The organism is Schlesneria sphaerica, from assembly GCF_044336245.1.
Taxonomy (GTDB): Bacteria; Planctomycetota; Planctomycetia; order Planctomycetales; family Planctomycetaceae; genus Schlesneria; species Schlesneria sphaerica.
Window position 1 is genome coordinate 869050 of record NZ_CP172346.1, and the last position, 22396, is coordinate 891445.

The following is a 22396-nucleotide window of genomic DNA, read 5'->3' on the forward strand; positions in this document are numbered from 1 at the left end:
CTGAATCACAGGAACATCTGAGGAACAGGAACATCTGAGGAACAGGAACATCGAATTGAGGGAAGCCGCTAACGCTTCCCTTCATTCGTGTTGCTTCTGTCGGATTGAAACTCACTCATCTTCTACGCTGTTATCCATGGACTCGGGCAAGTCTTCGTCCAAGTCATCCGCTCCGCTGACTGATCGACTCGGTGTAGGAGGGATTTCGGATTCATCTGTCTCGTCGGCAGTCTCTGCGCCATCTGCGGCAGGGGTCAAATCAGGGTTTGCAAGGTAGAAGAAATCGTTTGGCCGTTCATCTGGCACCATCGGAAGGCCGTCGGTCCCCAGCAGAGAAATGCCATCTGCAGGCAGGATTCGCCCCGTCCTGAATAAGAGATCACGCAGCGACTTGTTGTACTCGGTGATACTCTTGGAGTAAGCCGCTTGAGCCAGTGTCAGGCTTGAGATTGCCCGCAGAGCCAGGTCGTTACTCTTATTACCCGCTTCGTAATCTGCTTCAGCAGCGATCACGCGCCGGCGCGCTGCCTGTAATCGTCGGCGTGTCAGCTTTGACATGGAATGAGCCCGCTCAATCGTCATCAGTACTGTATTGAGCTCATGAGCAATTTCGTCCTCCTGCATGGCAAGCGCTGCCCGCCCTTTTGCAATCCGAAGCTCGAGTTGCCGAACCTGGGCTTTTTCCTGTCGCAACCATAACGGAAGCTGGTACTGAAAACCGAAGTCCCAACTCGTCTCTTTCCCGCTGAACATGGTCGTCACGGCACTGTTGAAACCTTGTCGAGTATTCATCGAGTCGGACGTTGTCGTACTGTAAAACTTGTCACCAAACCCATTCAGTCCGTATCCCGCGACAAAGTCGAGCTTGGGTGCAACAAGTTTCCGGGCCGCGATGAGCTGAAGTTCGAGGCTTTGAACATTCAGTTTCTGACGCGACAACTCGATCCGATTGACCAGTGCTTCATAAAGGCACGTCGCCCGACTGAGCGAGAGCTCTTCCTCCCGAGGCTCATCACAAGGGTACAGCATCCGTGAGTCGTCGAGGGACAACCCAACCAGACGACGGAGTCGGGCCTCGGTGAGGAACAAATTCGACAGCGCGAGTTCTTCGCGAGACTTCGATTCGTAGTAAGCGTCTTCGGCTTGAGCCTCCTCAATCCCGGGATCGATGTTCGCTCGCCCTACGGCACGGTCCCACAGCTCTTTCGCGATTTTCGAAGCCTGTGTTTCCGATTCATAGTCTTGGTAGTTCTGGTAAAGATCCCAGTACAGGTCACCAATCTCGCGAACGAGGTTCTGCAGGTTCTCCTGCAGATCGATCTCGGACAGTCGCTTATTGATGTGAGCAATCACGATACCCTGGTTCACGTAGCTGAAACCACGTGCTCGCTGATCCAAGGGTCCCGCAATCGCTGAGAATTCTCGACCGGCACCCGCCCAGAGGGGCTGACGGAAATCGAAGCCGAGCTGGCCCGTATAGGTTGATGCGAATAGCTGAGCGGGCTGGTTTGTTTGCGCATAGTTCCAGGTATTGTAAAGACCGAACACCCCGCCGCTCAGCAGCTGCTGATCAAACCGAGTCTGGAACAAGGCCCCTTCGCTCGCCAGCACATTTCCGGGTGGAGGAAGCAACAAAGAGTTCTGGGCGTTCTCTGAGCGGTTCCATTTGATGGAGGAAGTCAGTCGAGGGTCAAAATCAGAGAGAGCGGCATCAACACCGCGAGAACCGAATAGCACCCCGGCGTTTTGAATCCCTGGATCGAAGACCGACGGCACCGAGTCGGGGCCTTGCAAGATTGGGTTATTCGGTGACATAAACTGCGCGTTCTGCCGGATAACGGCATTATTCTCGACCCCCATCCGAACTGCTTCCGCCAGAGTGATCGGCCAGCGATCCTCGGAAGAAGGCGGGACCAGCTTTCGCCCCGGCCCCATCATGGGAGCGGGAGCCTGCGGCTGAAGCTCGGGATTCGGTGCCGCCATCGACTCAGCCAGGCGGTTGTAGTGAACGACGAACTGATTCTCGATGACCGGTTCCGTACCACGCCAGGACGCACACCCCGCGACCCATGCGCAGACAACGATCGCGAGGCAGAGAATGCCCCTGGTCTGACGCGCACTTCGTACGAAGTCCGGCACGGTTTTGGTTGTCCCGCTGGTGATTGGAGAACGAATTGTGACTTGGATGGTCTGTGTCACCGGCGGGAGAATGGCCGGTTGGCGGCGAGAGTTACCAGACGAGTCAAAATTGGTCCATATCAATCACAGGTGCTACCCGGCCTGATGTTTCAGCAGACAAATCTGAAAACTCTCAACAGGCCAGTTGAAACGGTACCCCTTGCTCAATGTTCATCCTAAAAACATCAAATCCGTTTGATTTGTCTTGATCATGGGAGGGGTAAACATTATGTTCGCACCTCCCATTTCCATAACGTCCGAGCTGATTTCCACAGGTGCTGACTCGCTTCGGGCATTTCATTCGTCCCTACAGCTACTTCCGTCCGGGCAACACGACATGCGATGGTTCTGCGTATCATCGAAGCAGACCAACAGCCGCAAAGGTTTAGGAAATTTTTGCGTCTTGTTAGCCATTGCGATGCTGAAGTCCGAAGTCGTTTTCGGATCTTGTGGAGACTATCTCTCCCACGCCAATCCGGATTCGCACGATTATTGGATGCAGCCAGAGAAGCCGTTCAGCGATGCACCTGAATTGGACTCACATTCTTCGGACGTGCTGACGCTAGTTCGTTTGCCCGGCAGGGATCACTCACCGCATCGTCCTGTGTGCAATGGCCCCCGATGTCGCCGGCACGCTCCTACGCCTGTCAACCCGACACCCGCTGCAAACCATTTAGACGGTCATGAGGCTGTCCTGCTCGCCAATCACCCGCTCCTCGCGGAAGTGAACTTCACTTCATTCTGGCGCACATTTGTTGAGCGAGAATCAACGGGTGCCGCTTCAGGAATCTTCCGTCCCCCTTGTCTCGCGTGGACGCTCTAAGCACTTCCGTACACACTTGATGCCTCGGCATTTTCACAAATTCCCTCAGGAATTGAGTGTACGTTTCTGTCTGTTGTTTCACTGGTTCTTCCGCAATCCTACCTGATTGGCGCGATAGCTCGTGACTCGATCGGGCAGCAACTCAGACCCGACTCCAGGACCGGTAGAAAACATCGACCGACGGGTTGGTCTCCCATCGGCCAATCTACGGATGGTCCTGCGGGAAACGATCTGTCCTTACCTGGGTGGAACAGCACCGCACTGGCAGCGCTGCACCACTGCAGCGGGATATCGTGAGTGCTTTACGTCCGCATTGTCCGCGCGCCCCCTTAACAGCGTGGTCGATCTGCCGATCCGTCGGGGGGCCTGCCATCCCCTCGGCGACCGATCCGCCGAGCTCTGTCCGCTGATGAGCAAGACCTTCGTTCTCTTTGATTTTCGTAATTAACCGACTCGCCATTTTTTTAGTTCAACCTCTTCAAGGCATCGCCATGAACCGATTTCGCCGTGCGTTTACATTGATTGAACTCCTTGTCGTGATCGCGATTATCGCCGTACTGATCGCCTTGTTATTGCCTGCCGTACAGCAGGCCCGCGAAGCAGCGAGGCGAACACAGTGCAAAAACATGCTGAAGCAGTTAGGCCTCGCACTTCACAATTACCATGACACCTTCACTGTCTTCCCCATGGGAAATGGAGGAAGCAAATTTGCTCCGCATGCAGCGATCCTGCCCTACATCGATCAATCGAATGTCTACAACCTGATCGATTTCAATGTGTCCCCTTCGCACGCTAATAACGCCGTCGTCTACGCTCAGACCATCCCCGCTTACCGCTGTCCTTCTGACATCGATACCATGCCGCTGGTTCCGGGCGGCCGTAACAACTACTGGACGAACATCGGCACTGGCGTCCTGAACGGTGCACCTGGCACGACTGTCGGCAGCACCAACTATGGCATGCCGCAGCAGAATGGTGTGATGATCACGAATGTCTGTCTCGGGATCCGCGACGTCACGGATGGTGCCAGCAACACCGTCATGATGTCCGAGAAACGACTGGGGGATGGAAACAATGGAGTCAGCACCCCTGCCACCGACGATTTTCGTCCCGGGACATATCCCGCGACTGCTGACGAAGCGATGGAACAATGCCGTGCGATCGACGTGACGAACCTCTCGTTCCAGGGCGTTTCCAACGTCGGTGTCCCCTGGCTGCAAAGCAACAACGACGGCACCTACTATATGCATATCCTGCCGCCGAACGATCGTACCTGCCGGTTTCCTCCCAGTCGCATGGCGGGAACGGCAAACAGCCTGCATACGGGAGGAGTTCACTCGATGCTGACTGATGGATCCGTCCGCTTCGTGTCGTCGAACATCGCCATCAGCGTCTGGCGAGCCCTCGGAACTCGAGCGGAAGGGGAGATCGTTGGCGAGTTCTAACCGTAAGCACTCCAACATTTCCCGCGAGGTTTTCCAACCGAGCCCCGCGATTCTGACATGCTCACCAACGAAGTCGCTGCTTTCATCCCTGAGCCTTGTCGCTGCACGGGCGACAAGGCCGCGGTTGCCGAAAGCTCGGTGACCGACGCGCCCCTCATTCCTGACCGGCATCACATAGATCCAATATCGATTGGAAAGAGTTACGACCATGCTGAACCAGACCATCATTTCTCTTGGAATCTTTCTCGCTGCGGCTCCGGAAACGGCCCCGCGGCCCGTCCCTTTGACCCGGCCGGAAATGAAGCGGCTGATCGAAGACGTCAAAGTTCGTACACCGCGCATCCCGATGCCCGAACTGACGGATGCAGATCGACAGGCATTGGGAGATCGCGCCGACGACTATGAAGCGGTCATTCGGCATCGTTACACCCCCTGGGTCGAAACGCGCCGCACTCCACGCGCTTCCGGCCCCAACGTTGAACAGGAACCCGGCATGACGTTGAGTTATGCCTTCAAAACTCAATTGTTCTGGATCGTCTCTCGCGCCAACAATTGCCAGTACTGTATTGGCCATCAGGAATCGAAGCTGCTTAATGCAGGGCTCACGGAAGACCAGATTGCCGCACTCGACGGTGACTGGTCCAGGCATACTCCTGCTGAACAGGCCGCGTTCGCTTTCGCTCGAAAGCTCTCGTTTCAACCGTATGCCATTGGCGACGCCGACATTCAGTCGCTTCGCCGCTTTTACACGGATTTACAGATCCTTGAGATGGTGATTTCGGTCTCCGGGAACAATGTCAGTAACCGCTGGAAAGAAGCCGTTGCGGTCCCGCAGAGAAAGGACGAAGGAGGCTACTCCCGAAACACCGAAGACCTCTCGCTTCCCCGTGGAACATATCTCACTCCTACCAGCGCGTCGTTTGAGAAACTGATCAGCAACGTCGCTCCGATCATCTTTGATACCGCGACAGGTGCCCCCACTCGAGACACCATCAGTCGCCGTCCCGCTCTGGAATCCCGGACGGACGTCGAACGCGCCCTCACTCAGGCCCGAAGTCGAAAGGCGCGACTGCCTCTTGTCGAAGAGCATGAGGCACGAACCAATTTTGCCGGTGCCGCGCCCGAGGGGCCGCTGCCCCAGTGGGTACGCCTCCTGGCGAACTTCCCTCGTGAAGGGACACGTCACTTGAACACCATCCGCCTTGCCGATGAGAAAAGCGATCTCTCTCCTTTGCTGAAAGGGCAACTGGCATGGATTGTCGCTCGTCAGGATGGGGCGTGGTACGCAGTGGGACATGCTTACAAACGGCTTCGAGATGCCGGTCAGACTGACGAGCAGATCTATGCCCTCGATGGAGACTGGCATGAATTCTCTCCTCGCGATCAATCGCTGTTTACCGTCGCTCGAAAGCTGGCGGCTTCCCCCGTCATTCTGACCGATGCCGATGTCACGAATGCTGTCGAACTGGCCGGTCCCCGCGATGTTGTTCAGTCGATCCACTACACGACCAGTCGCTCGTTATTTGACAGAATTACCGAAGCGGCAGGGCTTCAGCTGGAAAACTGATCTGCGGCCCGAATGTATCGAACTGCTGCTCCGGAATTCAGTGCTCCCGACGGCACTGGACCGGAGCGGGCAGTTCCAGATCGAGCTGTTTGTCGGAGACATCCCGGCGAATCTTCAGTGGTCTGATTGCTGGCTGAGCAAACCATGGTGCACCGGGCGCTGCATCGGGTGTGCGAGTCGATTCGTCCTCACCAGCAGCCTATTCTTCTGCGAATCCAGTTACCGGCCCTGAAGCGGCGTGCGAGAGGTCAGTTCGTGATGGTCTGTGGAGGGCAAGACCATATCCGCCTGCCAGAAACTCGACAGCTTCTGAACAATTTCGATGAACTTGGCCAGGTCCATCGGCTTGGTCAGGAATGCCTCAACGGACAGTTCGCCCAGTTGAGCCTGCTCACCGTCCGCCGTCATTACAACCACGGGAAGCGACTTGAGATCTTCGTCACTTCTCACCCGGGCCAGCAGTTCGACACCATCAATCCCAGGGAGCTTCAAGTCCAGCAGCAACAGGTCCGGACGCGGAGCGGCTGCATACTTGCCTTCCCGTTTTAGAAACTGCAATGCTTCACTTCCGTCACTGAGCCACGTCAATCGATGCAGAATCCGCCCGTTCTTCAAAGCACCAATCGCAATCCGCGCGAACATTAAACTATCTTCGACCAACAGAATTTCCATCGGTCGGCCAACGGTTTCATGGGACATGTTGAGTCCTCGCACAGGTCACGTCGTGAATCACGCTACCAACTGATACTACTGAATCTCTGCTTCTTTTGCGGGCCAAAGCGTGATCAAGACCAAAAAAGCCAGCATTGGCAACCCGCAAACCAGCGCCATACCGAGGTCATAGGACTTGGTCGTGTCAACAATGTGTCCAAACAGCGGATGAACGGGTGATGACGTGCACCAGGCAATCGTCCCCAACAGTCCCGTGACCTTCCCCTGATGCCGCGTCGACAGTTCCTGGCTGAAGGTTAAGAAACACGGAAATAGCCCCAGCGAACCACAGGCGACCAGCATCAATACCGCGAACAACAGATTCCCGGCAGACAACCAGGGAATCAATCCCCCCAAAGCGACGAGCAAGGCACAGATTCCAAATGTCGTGGTTCGGGAACGATGAACGCTGTACCCAAACTGATGCAGCTTGCGTGTCAGCAGTCCGGCGGAAATACAGCCGACATCCGTTGCGGTATGGTACCAGAACATGAACTTGAGCATTGAACGTTCTTCGTAGCCACGTCCCGACTGCAGGAATTTTGGCATCCAGACGCGGAACAGGTGCCAGCACGCGTTGATCGAAACGACCATGATGACCATGATCAGAAACTTACGGCTGAACACTGCCGACAGAAAGGTGTCCTGATCGACGGCCGATTCACCATCGACGGCCGTCACCGTCGGAACGGGTGCGAGATCCTCTGTGCGAGTCGAAAAGAACCATAGAATCGACCAGACAGAACCGACTGCCGCGATAATCTGGAAAACCGGTCGCCAACTTCCTGGTGCATCGGTCAGCATTTTCAACATGATCAACGGAGTGACAATCGCACCGATTGCGGTTCCGCTCTGCAGCACACTGTTACCAAGAGTACGGTTTTCGGGGGGAAGCAGACGGTGAGTCGTCTTCAGGGCGCAAGGCCAGTGCCCCGCTTCAAAGAAGCCCAGTAGCAGACGGCACAACATCAATCCCAGGTATGTTTCAACGAAACCCGTCAGAAAGCCCATCAATGACCAGAGCAACAGCACCGCAGGGTAAAGAAACCGCACATTCGTGCGGTCAGCAATGATCCCGAACACCAGTGCACCCGTCGCGAACGCCAGCCCGAACGCAGTCTCGAGGTAACCGTACTGGGCCTCGGAGAGACTGAATTCACGGGTAATCCGCTCAGAGACATTCGCCAGTGTCTGGCGATCCATGTAGTTGATCGTACTCGCACAGAGCAACAGTCCGCAGACCCACCACGTCCAAAGCGTTCGAGAAGCGGGCGGTTGCTGCATTCGTTGTGTTTCCTGAAACAAAAGAGTGATCAATCACAGGGAAACCGGGTCCGCAACGTCTGAGACCCGGATTAGAGGGAAGAGAAATTCGCGAGCAGTTTCAGTCCCACTTTCTGACTCTTCTCCGGATGGAACTGAGTGGCGAAGAGATTCCCCCGCTGAACCATCGCCGTGAACGGGACACCATACTCGGTCCGAGCCGCAATCACGGAATCATCCGTTGGTCGAACGTAGTAGCTATGGACGAAGTAGAAGGATGCATCAGAGGGAATGTCATTCAGCAGCGGGCAATGTCCGGTTGTCTGCAGAGTATTCCAGCCCATGTGAGGGACTTTGATATCGGGCAGCGACGGAAAGCGGACGACATCCCCAGAAAGGACTCCCAGCCCGCTCCATTCGCCGTCCTCAAAGCTGACATCGAACAGCATTTGGAGGCCGAGGCAGATCCCCAGAAACGGCTTGTTCTGGCGAACGTGTTCCCGGATTGGCTGGATGAGTTTCAGTCGTTCGAGTTCACGGATCGCGTCCCGAAAGGCCCCCACGCCCGGCAGTACAAGCTTCTGAGCATCCGCAACCTGCTCTGGAGTGGTGATGATCTGCGCGGCAACGCCGAGCTTTTCAAACGCTTTCTGAACACTCCGCAGATTCCCCATTCCGTAGTCGACGATGCTGATCATGATTCGAAGTCTGTCGCACGCTAGAGTTATGAAATACTCATCCGACACGTTGAGGCCGGCCAGGTTCATGCCCCGAATTGACGAGCCAGTTCGATCAGGGATTTGACCATATGGCCGGTCGCTCCCGCCTCACGATGCCCCTTGTTCGAGGAAGCGTAGGCGGGGCCGGCGATATCCAGGTGAACCCACGGCTTGGTCCCCACAAAGTGCTGCAGGAATCGTGCGGCCGAAATCGCCCCGCCCCAGCGACCTCCCGTGTTTTTAATATCGCCGACATCCCCCTTGATGAGATCTTCATACAAATCCCACATCGGCAGTTGCCAGACATCTTCGCCCGTCGTCTTCGCTGCGGTCAGAACCTTGTCACACCAGGGTTGATCGTTCGTGAAGGCTCCAGACACGTCTTCGCCCAAAGCCACGACGCAAGCACCAGTCAGCGTGGCCAGATCGACAATTTTGTCGACCCCCGCATCGACGGCGTAGCTGAGTACGTCGGCCAGGACGAGTCGTCCCTCCGCATCCGTGTTCAGCACTTCAATCGTCACGCCATTCCGTGCGGTGAGGATGTCGCCCAGCTTGAATGCCGAGCCGCTGATCATGTTCTCGACCATTCCCATATAGCCGACGACATTCACGGGAAGTTTCAGCCGGGCGATGGCGGTCATTGCCCCCAGGACGGTCGCGGCGCCCGCCATGTCACACTTCATCGTCAACATGCCGTCGCTTGGCTTCAACGAGAGCCCGCCGCTGTCAAAGGTGACACCTTTTCCCACCAGTGCCAGCCGAGGGGCATTCGGTCCACCCCCGTTGTGTTCAAGCACGACCATGCACGGAGGCTCGGTGCTCCCCTGAGCCACCGCCAGCATTGATCGCATCCGTTCCTGTTCCAGGCGAGGTTGCTCCAAAATTTCAATTCGGAGTCCCACCTCTTCCGCTGCGGCTTGTGCGCGTCTGGCAAACCCGAGCGGAGTGATTTCCTGGGGGGGCCGGTTCACGAGATCGCGAGTCAGGTTAATCGCCTGACCAACAATTTGTCCCCGCTCGGTCGCTTCACCCAGTGACGAACCATCTGCCGAAACAACTTCGATCGATGCAAACGGATGCCGGCTGCGCTCGGTCCGGAACAAATCCTGTCCCTGCGACCCCACAATTCCACAGGTCGTGGCGGCCGTCGCAAACGCCTCCGGTGAGACTGCGCCGATTGTCTCGTGCGGGACGGCAAATGCGACTCGCGTCCCCGGCTTATCGGAAATAGCTCGCGCCGCCGTCATCAGAGCTTTATCAACGCGGGCAATGGTCAGGTCTTCCGCTTTACCCAGACCAATACAAAGCAATCGGCTCACACCAATTCCGCTGAGGCCCCGAAGTGCCAAGGTGGACGCCAGTTTCCCCGTCAGATCGCCGACCGTCTTCAATCGCGTCAAGAGCCCGCCCAGAGCCTGATCGAGTTCGGCCAGTGACTGAGGCAGTTCGGCCGACTCAACGACTGGTACGACCAACCAATCCGATTCCACTTGTGTCAACGGTCGGTTAGTTTGGCGAATCTCCATCGCGTCAGATGTCCTTCTTGGAGTGAATTGGGCGAGCATGTAGCATCGCGAGTATTCAATGCGAAAGGCGCGGATTACACAAGTCCCATCACCCAACCGCCTAAGCGAATTGTCACGGCAGCAGGTCACGCCGTTTGCGTCGATCGAAAAGGCGTTCCGGCAGACCTCTGTAGCCGCTGCGTCCATCCCTGTGAAAAAGCAGAGACGACGGTGACCTGGTCTCCATCACACAGTTCAGAGACCTGAAACAGGTTTCTGAACAAACCTCAACTCGGGGAGAGAGTCCCCCCTGTTCGCTCAGTCTTCCCTCTTTCAACTTCACAAGCCCAGCCAGGCCGACGAAATGCGCGCTGCACGCTGTTGAACACCTTGAGCACCTATTCGTCCAAACCTCTGTTTTTCCAGAGTTTTGATTAGATGCTCAAGGTTGCGCACCTTGAGCATCTTGAGCACCTAATCGAGGTGCGCCGCTCCGCTGGGGAACCGGACGACACCCAGAACTTGCCGGAACCACACCCATCCCTGCCTTCTCCGTTCTCAAAATGGGCTCACCAAAATGAAATTCCTACGCGGGGGGTGACGCTTTGCCCGGACGCTGTACTTCGCCCTGCGGTGCGAACGTGACCCCAAAGCAAACGATCTTCATCCCCTGAGGGCGTTCATTGCCTCAGGTCTTCTTCCTTCAGGCGGTTGCACCAGAACAACCGAGGTCGAAGCTGAATTCGGCAGCTTTCCGGAACGCCCCGACTGCAGGCGTTGTCGCTTCATGAGTAAGCACGGCCCGCGACCCTGCACCCGCGCGGATTCTCAGCGTCAACCTCGATCCCACGAACACGGACCTACCGGACCGGAGGGAGGAACTCACACACCGTTCAGGGACAAAACCAAGTAGCGGAGACAATGCAGGAACGTTTACGTTGTCGGAATCAAGGCACTGCCCATCCACAATATAAAAAACACTCACCATTACGTCAAGACTATTTGTCGCAACCGCTTCGGTAAGAAGAGGACGGAATGCTTAAGTTCAGATGTCGGCGTCGTCTCGCCAACTTGCGAACTGACGCCGTCTCTCAAACCGGACAGCGAGGTTTGAATTCCAAACCGCTTCACGACGCCAATGTGTCGTCTGGTGTGACGCCCCGCATCGAGACCGACGGGGACGGTACTGGCAGTCCCTCTCTGTGATTCAGCCATTCTGCTAGCCCCTTGCAAATCTCGTTACCGCGCGAAATAAAGCAACGCGTATCGCTCGGACCGAACGGTATTATGATGCCGCAACGTCGCTGGCAGAGTCGTGGTGCTGAGAGCGAGATCCTGAATGAAAGCGAGATCCCGGCAAGATGGTCCAACTGAAACTCGTGTCTCCAAAAGCACTCGAGAGGGATCGAACAGGATATACCCTTGTGGAAGTTCTGGTCGTGATCGCGATCATCGCCGTGCTGATCGGGTTGCTGCTGCCCGCTGTCCAGCAGGCACGCGAAGCAGCACGTAAAATGAGTTGCCAATCCAATCTTCGGCAAATTGGATTGGCCGTGCATCAATACTACGAGTTGAACAACGGATATTTCTTCTTACATCATCCATACGATTCCGATGTCGATTCCAACAGTGGGATGTCAGACTCGTTTGCAGAAATCTATTGGGCCGACAAGCTTATGCCTTTCATTGGCAGTGCCGCTGAATCGGAAGAGGAGGTGGCAAACAAAGGGATCAATGTCGCCTCGAATGCCATTTATCGATGCCCGACTGACACTTCCAGACCGGCGCCGTTCATTTCGCCAGAGACAGACGAAGTCGACGGAATCATGCACCGGACCAGCTATCTGATGAACTCGCTCCTCAGTCATAAAAGCAGGCGATACGGCTTCTGGACCTTCTCACGATTTCAGGTCCAGATTGGACTTTCAAATTTTGCCTGTTTCTCCGAGCGGAATGCGATCGCGTTTACGCCACCGGCCGGGGATGATCCCCGACAGGATGACTATGACATCTGGCTGGGAACCGAGATCATTGAGCCCTGGATGGCGCACAAACGCCATAACGGTGCAGCAAACTATCTCTACATGGACGGCCACGTCTGGACCACGACATTCGATAAGGCCGTGATCGACATGTACCCCGACAAAATGGTTCTGACGGAAGATGGCACGTATTCACAGTGATCTTTGACAACGATCGTTCGCAGTAATCAAAGAGAGACCTGCAGTGCGTTGCAACCCAGACATCGCGGGAAGCAACGCAGCCGTTCATACCGCGTGAACACGCAAGCAGCAGGAACTTGCGGGGGCGTGGCGGAGGCCCCATTCAGGGATAAACTTTCCTGGTTTGTGGTCCCCGGAATGGGTCAACACGCTCTTTTCTATCTCTCACGCTCTTTTCTATCTCTGAAGCATCACCGCTTGGCGCGGCGGGCCGAAATGATTTCGGTGTTCATCCCGGCCCAGTGAAGGCTGCCCGAGAACCGACCGTGCTCCATCTTGACGCATTTGTCCATCACCACCTTCAGGCCGTGTGCACGTCCCTTTTCTGCCGCTTCGAACTGGATGATGCGAAGCTGAGTCCAGACGTATTTCGCCCCGATGGAAATTGCCTGATCGACGATTGTCGGAAGTTCTCCGGCCGGACGAAAGACGTCGACCAGGTCAACTTTCTCGGGAATGCTGAGCAAGTCAGGGTAGACGGTCTCGCCGAGGATGGTTCCCCCACGAGGATTTACCGGGATCACGCGGTACCCTTCCCGTTGCAGATACGTGGCTACGAAGTAGCTCGCCTTCTGCCGTTCGGCGGATAGACCGACAATCGCGATGGTTTTTGCCTCGCTCAGAATTTCACGAATGACACGCGGATCCTGATAGATCGCCTGTTGCTCGGACGTGAGTGCCGTATTCAGGCTTATAGTGCAGCTAGCGCCTGATCCAAGTCCCATAGTAAGTCCTCCAAGGTTTCCAGTCCCACGGACAATCGGACAAGGCCAGGTCCGACGCTGCCGGCCGTCAGTTCTTCATCGCTGAGTTGCTGATGTGTGGTTGATGCCGGATGGATAACCAGACTGCGGGCATCCCCCACGTTGGCGAGGTGTGAGAACAGTTCAAGTGCTTCGATAAAGCGACGTCCCGCCTCGCGGGCGTCTCCACCGATCGGTTTCAGATCAAAAGAGAAGACAGCCCCCGGTCCCTTCGGCAGGTACTTCTTCGCGAGATCGTGGTAAGGGCTATCCGGCAGACCCGCATAGTTGACCTTGGCTACCTTGGGGTGCTCGGACAGGAAACTGGCCACACCCATCGCGTTGCTGACGTGGCGGTCCATTCTCAGGGAGAGGGTCTCGAGTCCCTGAATGAGCAGGAAGGCGTTCATGGGTGAAATGCAGGCCCCGGTATCCCGCAGCGTTTCCGTCCGCAGCTTCATCAGGAAGCCGTAATGACCGAAAGTGTCATAGAACCGCAGGCCATGGTAAGAAGGTGACGGATCTGCAATCGTTGCAAAGCGAGAGAAGTTAAATTCGCCCGAATCGACGACGGCGCCGCCGATACTCGTTCCATGCCCCCCCAGAAATTTCGTCGCCGAATGCGTCACGATTGTTGCCCCCCAGTCGATCGGGCGACAGAGGTAGGGCGTTGCAAAGGTGTTGTCGACGATCAGCGGAATTTTTTTGCTGTTCGCCAGAGCGGCTAATGCCTCCAGATCGAGGATCGCACCGCCGGGGTTACCAATCGTTTCCCCGAACAGACAGCGCGTTTTCGGTGTGATCGCCGCTTCCCACGCCTTCAGATCGCTGGGATCGACGTACCGGACGGTGACCGACAGCTTCTTGAGCGTGTGAGTCAGTTGGGTAACCGTGCCGCCGTAGAGTTGCGAAGAGGCGACAATCTCGTCCCCGGGTTCCAGCAGCGTCATGAATACGGCAAATTGTGCCGCCATGCCACTCGCCAGTGCGACCGAGCCTGTCGCATTTTCCAGTGACGCCAGCCGTTCTTCGAAGACGGCGGTCGTGGGGTTGCTGATTCGGGTGTAGATATTGCCGTAAAGCTTCAGGTCGAATAGTTCCGCTGCCTGGTCCGCATCCTGAAATACGTACGAGGTGGTCTGGTAGATCGGAACTGCACGCGCGCCGACATGCGGGTCGGGAATGTGACCTGCGTGGAGCATGCGGGTTTCAAATCCGAACTTGCGGCTCGCGTCCGACGACATGGATAAATGTTCCTCGGTGAAATCTCGAAACAAAAGCTGTCAGGAATGTATCAGGTCTTTTGCCATGGAGTGAACAGACCCGATGAAAACACCGCTGAAATTGTGCGTTTCAAGTGGCCGTTTCAAAGTCGTGGAAGTTGGCAGCGGGTGCTCGCTCGCTTGCGACGTGGCCCTGACCCTCAAGCGGTAAAGTGGAACAGCCGTCGGCAGAGTAGTCTCTGCCGACGGCTGTTCTATGAAAACGGCTCGGTTCGTCACCGTCCGTGGGAAGCCTGGCCAATCGTGCGATCGGGAAGGTGTCACAATTCAACCGGGGAAAACCATCCAAAGCGAGCGGTGGGGGCTTCTGCTTCGATGATCTCGCCGGGAGAGGATTCTCGACACAATTCCTATCGGCGAACGATTCGCTTCAGATGAGACAGAACAGCGTCGCAACCGGGCTCAGATCGCTGATGTCGGGAATAACAGGCATCATCGCTAAAACTTGACTCAACTGCCTCGTTTACTGTTCCGGGGCGCCGCTTTCTTCACTGCGGCCTTTTTCAGAGCCGACTTCTTCACCGGGAGACTCATGTCAGAAGCAGGAGCTTTCCGTGCGGCTGACTTCTTGGCCACCTTGGCAGGGGCCTTCTTGGATTCCGCCTGTTCGCCGGTCTTTTTGCCCGTTGGTGAACCGCTGAAAATGCGATCCCAGCTTGCTGAAAACTTCTTCGTCGACCCCGTGTGAACTGTGTAACCCGTCATGACAAAATTGATCCTTCATTCAATGTGAGGGAATTGACCGCAGTGGTCGAACCACAGACCCAGGTCCTTGCATACCTGATTCGCCTTCAACAGAGCAGCTTATCGGCATTGCGGCGGATCGTCACGCAATGAGCGCGGCCGACGTTTGCAATTTTCGCTGGATACGCCATTCATGCAGGCCCCCCACTCGCAGGAAGGATGGGCTTGTGCAGCGTCCGCCCACGTCATGTGCCGGGGAACTGTCGGTCAGTTCGAGGTCAGACGCCGAGACGCCACGCCTGCGAGTCCCCGCAGGCCATTTCTCAACAGAACGAGGTCGCGTCCCGAGTTGCTCATCCGAGTGGGCTCTTGCTCGGGAAGTACGGACCACATGGCGTCGCGCTCTGCGCCGCTTTCCCGGCCCTGCGGGTGATTGGAGAATCGACTGCGGCGCAAAAGGGTCAGGTCATGCCGACATCCTAGGACCAGCAAACAGCGTAGGGATTGGCCGGAAATTGCGCCGTGACCATCCGGCCCGCATAAGGGGTCACGCGCCGCTCCCGAGACCGAACGGTTCAACGCTTCTCGTGCTGCAGACCGTATTTCTTCATCTTGTTGTAAAGAGTGACGCGACTGATACCGAGTTCCAGGGCTGTCTTCGTTCGGCTGAAACTGTTCTTGAACAGCGACTGCTCAATGATTTCCTTTTCATTGAAGGCGACGCGGCGTCCCAGCGTACTATCGATCGATTTATCGACGAACGGCGTCCGGGGGAGTTCCACTGTAGGATCATTCGTCGGCCCCGCGTTTCCGGACAGGATATGCGAAGGGAGGTGCGACTTCGCCAACAGGCCATCGCGACAATAGATCACGGCCCGCTGAATCACGTGTTCGAGCTCGCGGACGTTGCCTGGCCAGGGATACTCCAGCAGCGAGTCAAACAACCCCGGATCGATCTCTTCGATCCGTACGCCATGCCGGATCGCGAATTGCCGGATGAACTTTTTCGCGAGCGGAACAATGTCAATCTGACGCCGCCGCAGGGGGGGAATGACGAACTTCAACATGTTCAAGCGGTAGTACAGATCCGGACGAAATCGATTGGCTTCGACAAGTTGCTGAAGTTCAAGATTGCTGGCCACGATCAAGCGGGCCTGACAGACCAGCGTCTCATTCGATCCGACCGGTTCGAATTCGCCGGTTTCGATCACACGCAGCAACTTGACCTGCTGTTCCGGCCGCAAAGCGTCAATCTCATCAAGCAGGATCGAGCCACGGCGCGCAGCGATGAATTTTCCTTCTTTGTCCTGATGAGCACTCGTGAATGAGCCCTTGGAATGGCCGAAAAGCTCACTTTCGATCAGATCGCTCGGCAGCGCGCCACAGGCGACGGGCAGGAATGGATCGTGACGGCGAGGGGAGACCTCGTGAATCAGGCGCGAAAGGAACGTTTTGCCTGCGCCGGTCTCGCCGATCAGTAGAATTGTCACGTCGTGCCGGGCAGCAATCTCAAGATCGGCCAGCATCTGTTTCAATTGCGGTGAATTCGTTTCGAAACGACGACTGATCCCCATCAACGCTCCGAGCGGCGGAGTCTCAGCAATGTTCAGCCCCTGCCCCAACAAGGTTGTCTGAGCACTGGAGTGGTGATTCATCACTGCAGAGTCAGAAGAAAAAAGCGGCGCAAACGCCTCGAGCAGCGCTGATCGATCCAGGCGTCCCACCAGCAGCAGGATTGCTGTCGTTGCCGCACGTCGACGGAGCGGTTCGGGGCACTGCACGGATGTGACGACAGCGAGACGAACTGCAGGTAATCGCTGGATGATTTGGTCCAGGATCTGAACTTCGCGATGCCCGCCACTGGAAGCATTACGAAAGTCGGCGACGATCGCCGCGGGGGGCGTGGTCGACGCGAGATGGAGCAATTCCTCAGAGGATCCACACGCGCGAATTTCTGCCCGCCCCTGAAAGAGGCCGGGAAGTTCAGACGCCATGAGTTGGTCGTTGCTCAGGACGACAATCAGTGGCTTTGTCATTTCGCTCTACTCAAGAATCCAGGCACTCCCTCGCGGGAACCGTAAGACGAACTCCTGCAGGAGAATCGGCTCTCGCACGCAGCCCAGCCCCACCCTCATACAAATCGAGTGCCGAAGGACAAATCGCCCTCGAAACTCTTCTCAACTCATTGATATCAAGCCACTTAAATGCAAACACCCGGCCGTAAAGGAGGAGATCGCACGTAGCCGAATCCCCACGCGCGCGCTGCGGCACGTGGACTTTTCGCCACACGGATCGTTCGCCGGCACGCACAATTTCCTGCAAGCGATTTGATGACGTGCGAATAATTGATCAGGTCCACCTGCTGATTCTGCCGATGGAGGGAAGGTCTGTTCGAAGTCAGTCCTCCTCGTGCGTATCCAGGGCAAAATGATGAATCGGAAACCGGTTTTGCTGAGCACCATGATCGCTCTTGGACTGATTTTGACGACCGATTGCCGTCCTGCGGCCGCAGGAGGACGCACCTGGAATCGAAGCCGGCCTCAATTGGTGACGCAGACCAATCGTGCACCCTGGCTGCCGCTGAAGTGGCCAGTGGCAGAACACCCCGCGAACGGCTTCCATTCCTCCCACGGTGAGCGGAGTCCAGATTTTTACTGCAACGGATACACCACGCGTGCCTACAAAGGACTGATCACCAAGTTGCCCTAGCAGAATTGGGGTGATCACGATGTCCGTAATTCCGAACTGCATCGTTCGCTCGTCCTGTGATCTGTACGACGGACGACGACGGACATCGATCAAGGCTGAGCCACAATCGCTGTCCGATCCCTGATTGTTCGGTCCCGTTACGGACGTCGAAGATTCGCACGGATTGAAGAGCCCCGTCTTTGCACCATCGAGCGTATTTCCCTCCCTCTGGACGGGATGTGCGGGGCCTCCCGATTCTGATATCAGGTACATCCCCCACGCAACGGTTTACCGGTCGACGATGTTGACAGTTCGCCGCTGATGAATTGTGTGGTGGATTTTCCTCCGCGCAGGATGCGAACGCGTCACTGGTGGGCTGAATTGAGCGATCACCGCACCCGAATGGGGCCTGATTTCCGCGCGCCACCAATTGGCAACACAATTGCTTAATGGTCCCCATGGCCGCGTACTGCCAATCAGGTAAGCCCGAGCGGTCATTGGTCTCTTGCCGCCTGAATGAGACGGGGACGATCGAACGATGAAGTGCCGCGCGTTGTTGCTTGGTAATTGTAACTCACGCAATGGTGCATCCGCTTTTGATGCGGCTGCCAAGGAGCTCTCACAGAACGGCATCGAACTTATCGAAGAGTCTCCGCCAGACGTCGATCAGCTTGTTTCACTCATCCGGCAGCACCGTGATAACGTTGATCAGATTATCATCGTGGGGGGCGATGGGACCCTGAATGCCGCCCTCGATGGTCTAGTCGAATGCTCGGTTCCACTGGGAATCGTCCCCTCGGGAACAGCCAACGATCTGGCACGAACGCTGGGAATTCCTACGGACCCCGCTGCGGCGTGTCAGGTCATTCTTGAAGGTCAAATGCACCCGATCGATGTCGGGTGGGTCAATGGAAAACATTACTTCAACGTTGCGAGTCTGGGAGTCTCAGTCAAAGTCACAGAGCAGCTTTCCAAACGCTCCAAAAGTCGCTGGGGAATTCTGGCGTATCTGCTGACCGCTGCACGGGTCATCGTGGCGTCGCGGCCCTTCACCGCCTCCATTCGCTCGGAGATGGAATCGATACAGGTACGAACGATTCAAATCGCGGTTGGTAACGGACGTTATTACGGCGGGGGTCTGACCATTGCCGACGATGCCAGCATCGTCGACAACCGACTGGACTTCTACAGTCTCGAGATTCAGCGCTGGTGGCAGATCATTCCGCTGCTGATGGCGATGTATCGGGGTGACTTGTCGCGATCGCCTCATGCTCGGACGCTGAGGGGAACAGAGTTCACGATTGAAACGAGTAGACCTCGCAAGCTGAATACGGACGGGGAGATCACGACGCAGACACCGGCAGAATTTCGCGTCCTTTCCCAGGCGGTTCGCGTTTTCGTTCCTAACGGCGTGATCGCAGAATCAAAGTCGTGACTTGCGGTAGTGTTGTCGGGTCCCGTGCTCAACCTGGATTCCCAATCCGAACCCCGTGAACGGGAGTGTGACCTCGCAGAGTTTCTACACTGATTCTGTCCTGCCTCTCATGGGATCGCAACTCTCGAAAAGTCGAAGGGGCAGAGCACGACATGCTCTGCCCCCCGACAATGGAAATGAGACTCAGCTCCTCCCTCCTCTGCTTTCCATCCGCTGTTCGAATCGAGATGGAATCAGACACAGGCAGGTGCAGCGACTCTAGCCGATTTTCTCTTTACCAACCCACGGACGCAGGACTTCCGGGATGACGATGCTGCCGTCTGCCTGCTGGTAGTTCTCGAGAATCGCGATGATCGCACGCGTCACTGCGATGGCGGTTCCGTTCAGTGTGTGGACGTATCGAGTTCCCTTCCAGTCAGGCGATTTGCAGCGGATTCCCAACCGACGAGCCTGGAAGTCGGTGCAATTCGACGCCGAGGTCACTTCGCCCCATTCACCCGCTTCCCCTCGTCCTGGCATCCAGGCCTCGAGATCAAACTTGCGGTAGGCTGATCCTCCCAGGTCACCCGATGCAATGTCGAGCACGCGGTAGGGAATTCCCAGCCCCTGGAAGATCTCTTCTTCGATCTGCACGATCTCGGCATGAAGCGCGTCAGAAGCCGCGACATCCGGAGCCGTAAAGCCGAACATCTCGACTTTCGTAAACTGATGGACGCGGTAGATACCACGGGTCGCCTTACCATGGGCACCCGCTTCGGTACGGAAGCAGTGCGAAACGCCGGCGTACTTGAGTGGTAGTTTGTCGAGGTCGAGGATCTGGTCCCGGTGGATTCCTCCCAGTGGAATTTCGGCCGTCGCCACCAGGCACAGGTCCATGCCGGCGATGGAGTAGATCTGTGTCTCATTCCCCCGCGGCTGGTAGCCGGTCCCTTCGAGCACATCCAGTTTCGCCAGATCCGGCGTCGTGTGAAGTGTGAAGCCGTGTTCGACGAGCTTGCGGATGGCGAACTGTGTCAGCGCCAGTTCCAGCAGCACGGCTTCGTTCTTGAGAAAATAGAATCCATGTCCGGCGACGCGTGAGCCTGCTTCGAGATCGATCAGTCCATGTTTTTCCGCCAGGGCGACGTGATCGAGAGGCTTAAACGAGAACTCGGGCTTTTGTCCCCATGTGCGCACGGTCACCGAATCGGCCTCTTCCCCGATCGGAGCGACGGGATGTGTCATGTTCGGGATGGTCATGAGAGCCGCCCGAACGTCTGCTTCGACCTCTTTCAACCGAGCTTCATTGGCGGGCGCCGATTGCTTGAGCGACTTCCCTTCTTCGATCAGGGCCTTTTTTGCGTCAGGAGACTTTTCCTTGGGAATCGCCTGAGCAATTTCGTTCTGGCGCTGGCGATCCTTGTCGACAGCCACGATCAGTTGGCTTCGAAGTTCGCGGAGTTCCAGGAGACGGTCCAAATCGGCGTTGACGTGTCGGTTTTGACAGTTCGCGCGAACAGCATCCAGATTTTCACAGACAAACTGCAGATCGAGCATCTTGCATCCATACGGCTAAAGGGACGTCATTCGAGTTCAGTTCGAACGAGAATCATAGATTATGGAACGACCGCGTTCACGCACAGTGCTACTTACGCGATTTCGATTTCCGCTCTGAATTTTTCGACGCGATCCCCTCTCGCGCAATTCCTGCCTGAAAAATTGCAGTTATCGAAGCGTCAGTTAGAGGTCCGTTGAGACGTCTGCCGTCCCGCGTGACGGGCTGGTTTCCTGTTGCAACCGCTCAAATCAAAGCGGGTCGTCGCGTCTGCCCTTCCCTCGCGAAGCACCAGTTGACATGATTTGCTTCGGAGTACAGTCAGCGAGATCAGCCGGTCCTGTATCCGGATCGGCCCAGCAGTAGCGACGTGATAAAGCATCGGCGTTAACCGTTAGACGAAGGGCTTTCAACTGTGGGTCTGACGAAAAGTTCCCCAGAGAACGTCGACGAATCGGGGTTCCTGCAGGACCCCGAGGTGAAGTTGATGCTGCGCGTCAAAGAGGGGGACGAGACGGCGTTCACGGAACTGGTGAGGGCCTATCAGAACCGCCTGACAACAATCTTCCGCCACATGACGCAAAGCCAGGAAGCTGCAGAAGATCTGGCGCAAGAAGTCTTTCTGCGGATCTACCGTGCCCGTAATGGATACCAGCCGACAGCCCGTTTTTCGACGTGGCTGTTCCGTATCGCCAATAACCTGGCGATGAACTCGCACCGGCATAAGTCCCAGCGAAAAGAAGTGCAGCTTCCCGCCAGCGATTCGGTCACACTGACCAGTGTCGGTCCGGGCGACCAGGCAATCGCCGACAAGTCCGCCCTGATGCCTGCCCGCCAGGTCGACAAGCAGGAGTTGCAACTGATCGTCCAGAAGGCGATGGCCGAACTGAACGAAAGCCAGCGACTGACCGTCCTGCTGCACAAGTTTGAAGGGATGAGTTACGTTGAGATCGCGGAGACGATGGAAATGTCTGTTCCCGCCATCAAATCCCTTCTCTCTCGTGCTCGAGATAGCCTCAGAACCGCGCTTGCGCCTTATATGCAGCTAAGCAAATAGTCCTCATTTTACGTCCCGGCGTTTTCAAGAAGCACCATGGAAAAGACCGTCCGACTCAATGCTGAGCAACGCGAGGATCTGGTCGCCTATCTCGACGGAGAACTCCCCGACGAGCAGGTGCGGCAAATCGATCAGATACTGGCGAACAGCGCTGTCGCGCGTCATGAAGTCGAAGCTCTCTCGCGGACCTGGGAACTACTCGACTTGCTGCCCACGATTGATGCATCGCCTGAATTTGCGGACAAGACGCTGTCGCACCTGAAAGCACTGGAAAAGCCGTTTGTCCTGCGGGAGCAGCCCTGGTTTATTCACCTTCGCCGGACAGGGATCGCGGCCATGTGGCTGCTGGCGATCTCACTCTGTACGTGGTTCGGCCTGTACCTCACACAGCATCTGATCCCCAACCCGAACGACGAACTGCTGCTGGATCTGCCAACGATCGAGAATCTGGACCAGTATCAGGAAATCCAGGACATCGAATTCCTCAGGGAATTGAAACGGTCCAGCCTCTTCGATGATCCGCAGGAGAAGTAAGT

General features: G+C 56.3%; 17 protein-coding genes. 7 read left to right on the forward strand and 10 right to left on the reverse strand.

What is annotated here, in order from left to right; translation table 11 throughout:
• Positions 1 to 111: 111 nt before the first annotated feature.
• Positions 112 to 2139, reverse strand: a complete 2028-nt coding sequence (locus tag ACGY09_RS03375; protein ID WP_397570468.1) for a TolC family protein — start codon at positions 2137 to 2139, stop codon at positions 112 to 114.
• 1353 nt (positions 2140 to 3492) lie between these two features.
• Here ACGY09_RS03375 and ACGY09_RS03380 point away from each other — a divergent pair.
• On the forward strand, positions 3493 to 4446 hold the full coding sequence (locus tag ACGY09_RS03380; RefSeq protein ID WP_373651601.1) for a DUF1559 domain-containing protein: 954 nt from the start codon (positions 3493 to 3495) through the stop codon (positions 4444 to 4446).
• Positions 4447 to 4654: 208 nt separating this feature from the next.
• Complete coding sequence (locus ACGY09_RS03385) at positions 4655 to 6013, forward strand: carboxymuconolactone decarboxylase family protein (RefSeq protein WP_397570469.1); 1359 nt, start codon at positions 4655 to 4657, stop codon at positions 6011 to 6013.
• Between the two features lie 219 nt (positions 6014 to 6232).
• Here ACGY09_RS03385 and ACGY09_RS03390 read toward each other — a convergent pair whose 3' ends face one another.
• The 4 genes from ACGY09_RS03390 to ACGY09_RS03405 form a co-directional block, all read right to left on the reverse strand.
• Positions 6233 to 6712: a response regulator gene (locus ACGY09_RS03390; RefSeq protein ID WP_397570470.1), complete on the reverse strand. Its 480-nt coding sequence runs from the start codon at positions 6710 to 6712 to the stop codon at positions 6233 to 6235.
• Between the two features lie 48 nt (positions 6713 to 6760).
• Positions 6761 to 8008, reverse strand: coding sequence for an MFS transporter (locus ACGY09_RS03395; RefSeq protein ID WP_397570471.1), 1248 nt, complete (start codon positions 8006 to 8008; stop codon positions 6761 to 6763).
• A 71-nt stretch (positions 8009 to 8079) separates the two neighbouring features.
• The gene (gene hisH, locus ACGY09_RS03400) at positions 8080 to 8685 is read right to left on the reverse strand and encodes an imidazole glycerol phosphate synthase subunit HisH (RefSeq protein WP_373651597.1); all 606 of its coding nucleotides are present in this window, start codon (positions 8683 to 8685) and stop codon (positions 8080 to 8082) included.
• A 65-nt stretch (positions 8686 to 8750) separates the two neighbouring features.
• The gene (locus tag ACGY09_RS03405; RefSeq protein WP_375314909.1) at positions 8751 to 10235 is read right to left on the reverse strand and encodes a leucyl aminopeptidase; all 1485 of its coding nucleotides are present in this window, start codon (positions 10233 to 10235) and stop codon (positions 8751 to 8753) included.
• A gap of 1403 nt (positions 10236 to 11638) precedes the next feature.
• Between ACGY09_RS03405 and ACGY09_RS03410 the strand changes: the two genes are divergently transcribed.
• A complete protein-coding gene (locus ACGY09_RS03410) occupies positions 11639 to 12397 on the forward strand; it encodes a DUF1559 domain-containing protein (RefSeq protein WP_373651595.1) in 759 nt (252 codons plus the stop codon).
• Between the two features lie 230 nt (positions 12398 to 12627).
• Here ACGY09_RS03410 and ACGY09_RS03415 read toward each other — a convergent pair whose 3' ends face one another.
• The 4 genes from ACGY09_RS03415 to ACGY09_RS03430 form a co-directional block, all read right to left on the reverse strand.
• Positions 12628 to 13161 (reverse strand): CoA-binding protein, encoded by a 534-nt coding sequence (locus ACGY09_RS03415; RefSeq protein ID WP_373651594.1) that lies wholly within the window; start codon positions 13159 to 13161, stop codon positions 12628 to 12630.
• Positions 13128 to 14423 (reverse strand): O-acetylhomoserine aminocarboxypropyltransferase/cysteine synthase family protein, encoded by a 1296-nt coding sequence (locus tag ACGY09_RS03420; RefSeq protein WP_397570472.1) that lies wholly within the window; start codon positions 14421 to 14423, stop codon positions 13128 to 13130. The genes ACGY09_RS03415 and ACGY09_RS03420 overlap by 34 nt, the downstream gene beginning before the upstream one ends.
• Before the next feature lie 489 nt (positions 14424 to 14912).
• On the reverse strand, positions 14913 to 15167 hold the full coding sequence (locus tag ACGY09_RS03425) for a hypothetical protein (RefSeq protein WP_397570473.1): 255 nt from the start codon (positions 15165 to 15167) through the stop codon (positions 14913 to 14915).
• 554 nt (positions 15168 to 15721) lie between these two features.
• The gene (locus ACGY09_RS03430) at positions 15722 to 17182 is read right to left on the reverse strand and encodes a sigma 54-interacting transcriptional regulator (protein ID WP_397570474.1); all 1461 of its coding nucleotides are present in this window, start codon (positions 17180 to 17182) and stop codon (positions 15722 to 15724) included.
• Between the two features lie 391 nt (positions 17183 to 17573).
• Between ACGY09_RS03430 and ACGY09_RS03435 the strand changes: the two genes are divergently transcribed.
• Together ACGY09_RS03435 and ACGY09_RS03440 are read left to right on the forward strand one after the other, a co-directional pair.
• Positions 17574 to 17855, forward strand: coding sequence for a hypothetical protein (locus ACGY09_RS03435; RefSeq protein WP_397570475.1), 282 nt, complete (start codon positions 17574 to 17576; stop codon positions 17853 to 17855).
• Between the two features lie 517 nt (positions 17856 to 18372).
• Positions 18373 to 19269, forward strand: coding sequence for a lipid kinase (locus tag ACGY09_RS03440; protein ID WP_397570476.1), 897 nt, complete (start codon positions 18373 to 18375; stop codon positions 19267 to 19269).
• 258 nt (positions 19270 to 19527) lie between these two features.
• On the opposite strand, the gene serS is transcribed toward ACGY09_RS03440, so the two are convergent.
• On the reverse strand, positions 19528 to 20805 hold the full coding sequence (gene serS, locus ACGY09_RS03445; protein ID WP_397570477.1) for a serine--tRNA ligase: 1278 nt from the start codon (positions 20803 to 20805) through the stop codon (positions 19528 to 19530).
• Between the two features lie 413 nt (positions 20806 to 21218).
• Here serS and ACGY09_RS03450 point away from each other — a divergent pair, with 413 nt between their 5' ends.
• Positions 21219 to 21860: an RNA polymerase sigma factor gene (locus tag ACGY09_RS03450; protein WP_397570478.1), complete on the forward strand. Its 642-nt coding sequence runs from the start codon at positions 21219 to 21221 to the stop codon at positions 21858 to 21860.
• Between the two features lie 36 nt (positions 21861 to 21896).
• Positions 21897 to 22394, forward strand: a complete 498-nt coding sequence (locus tag ACGY09_RS03455; RefSeq protein WP_397570479.1) for an anti-sigma factor family protein — start codon at positions 21897 to 21899, stop codon at positions 22392 to 22394.
• Positions 22395 to 22396: the final 2 nt, after the last annotated feature.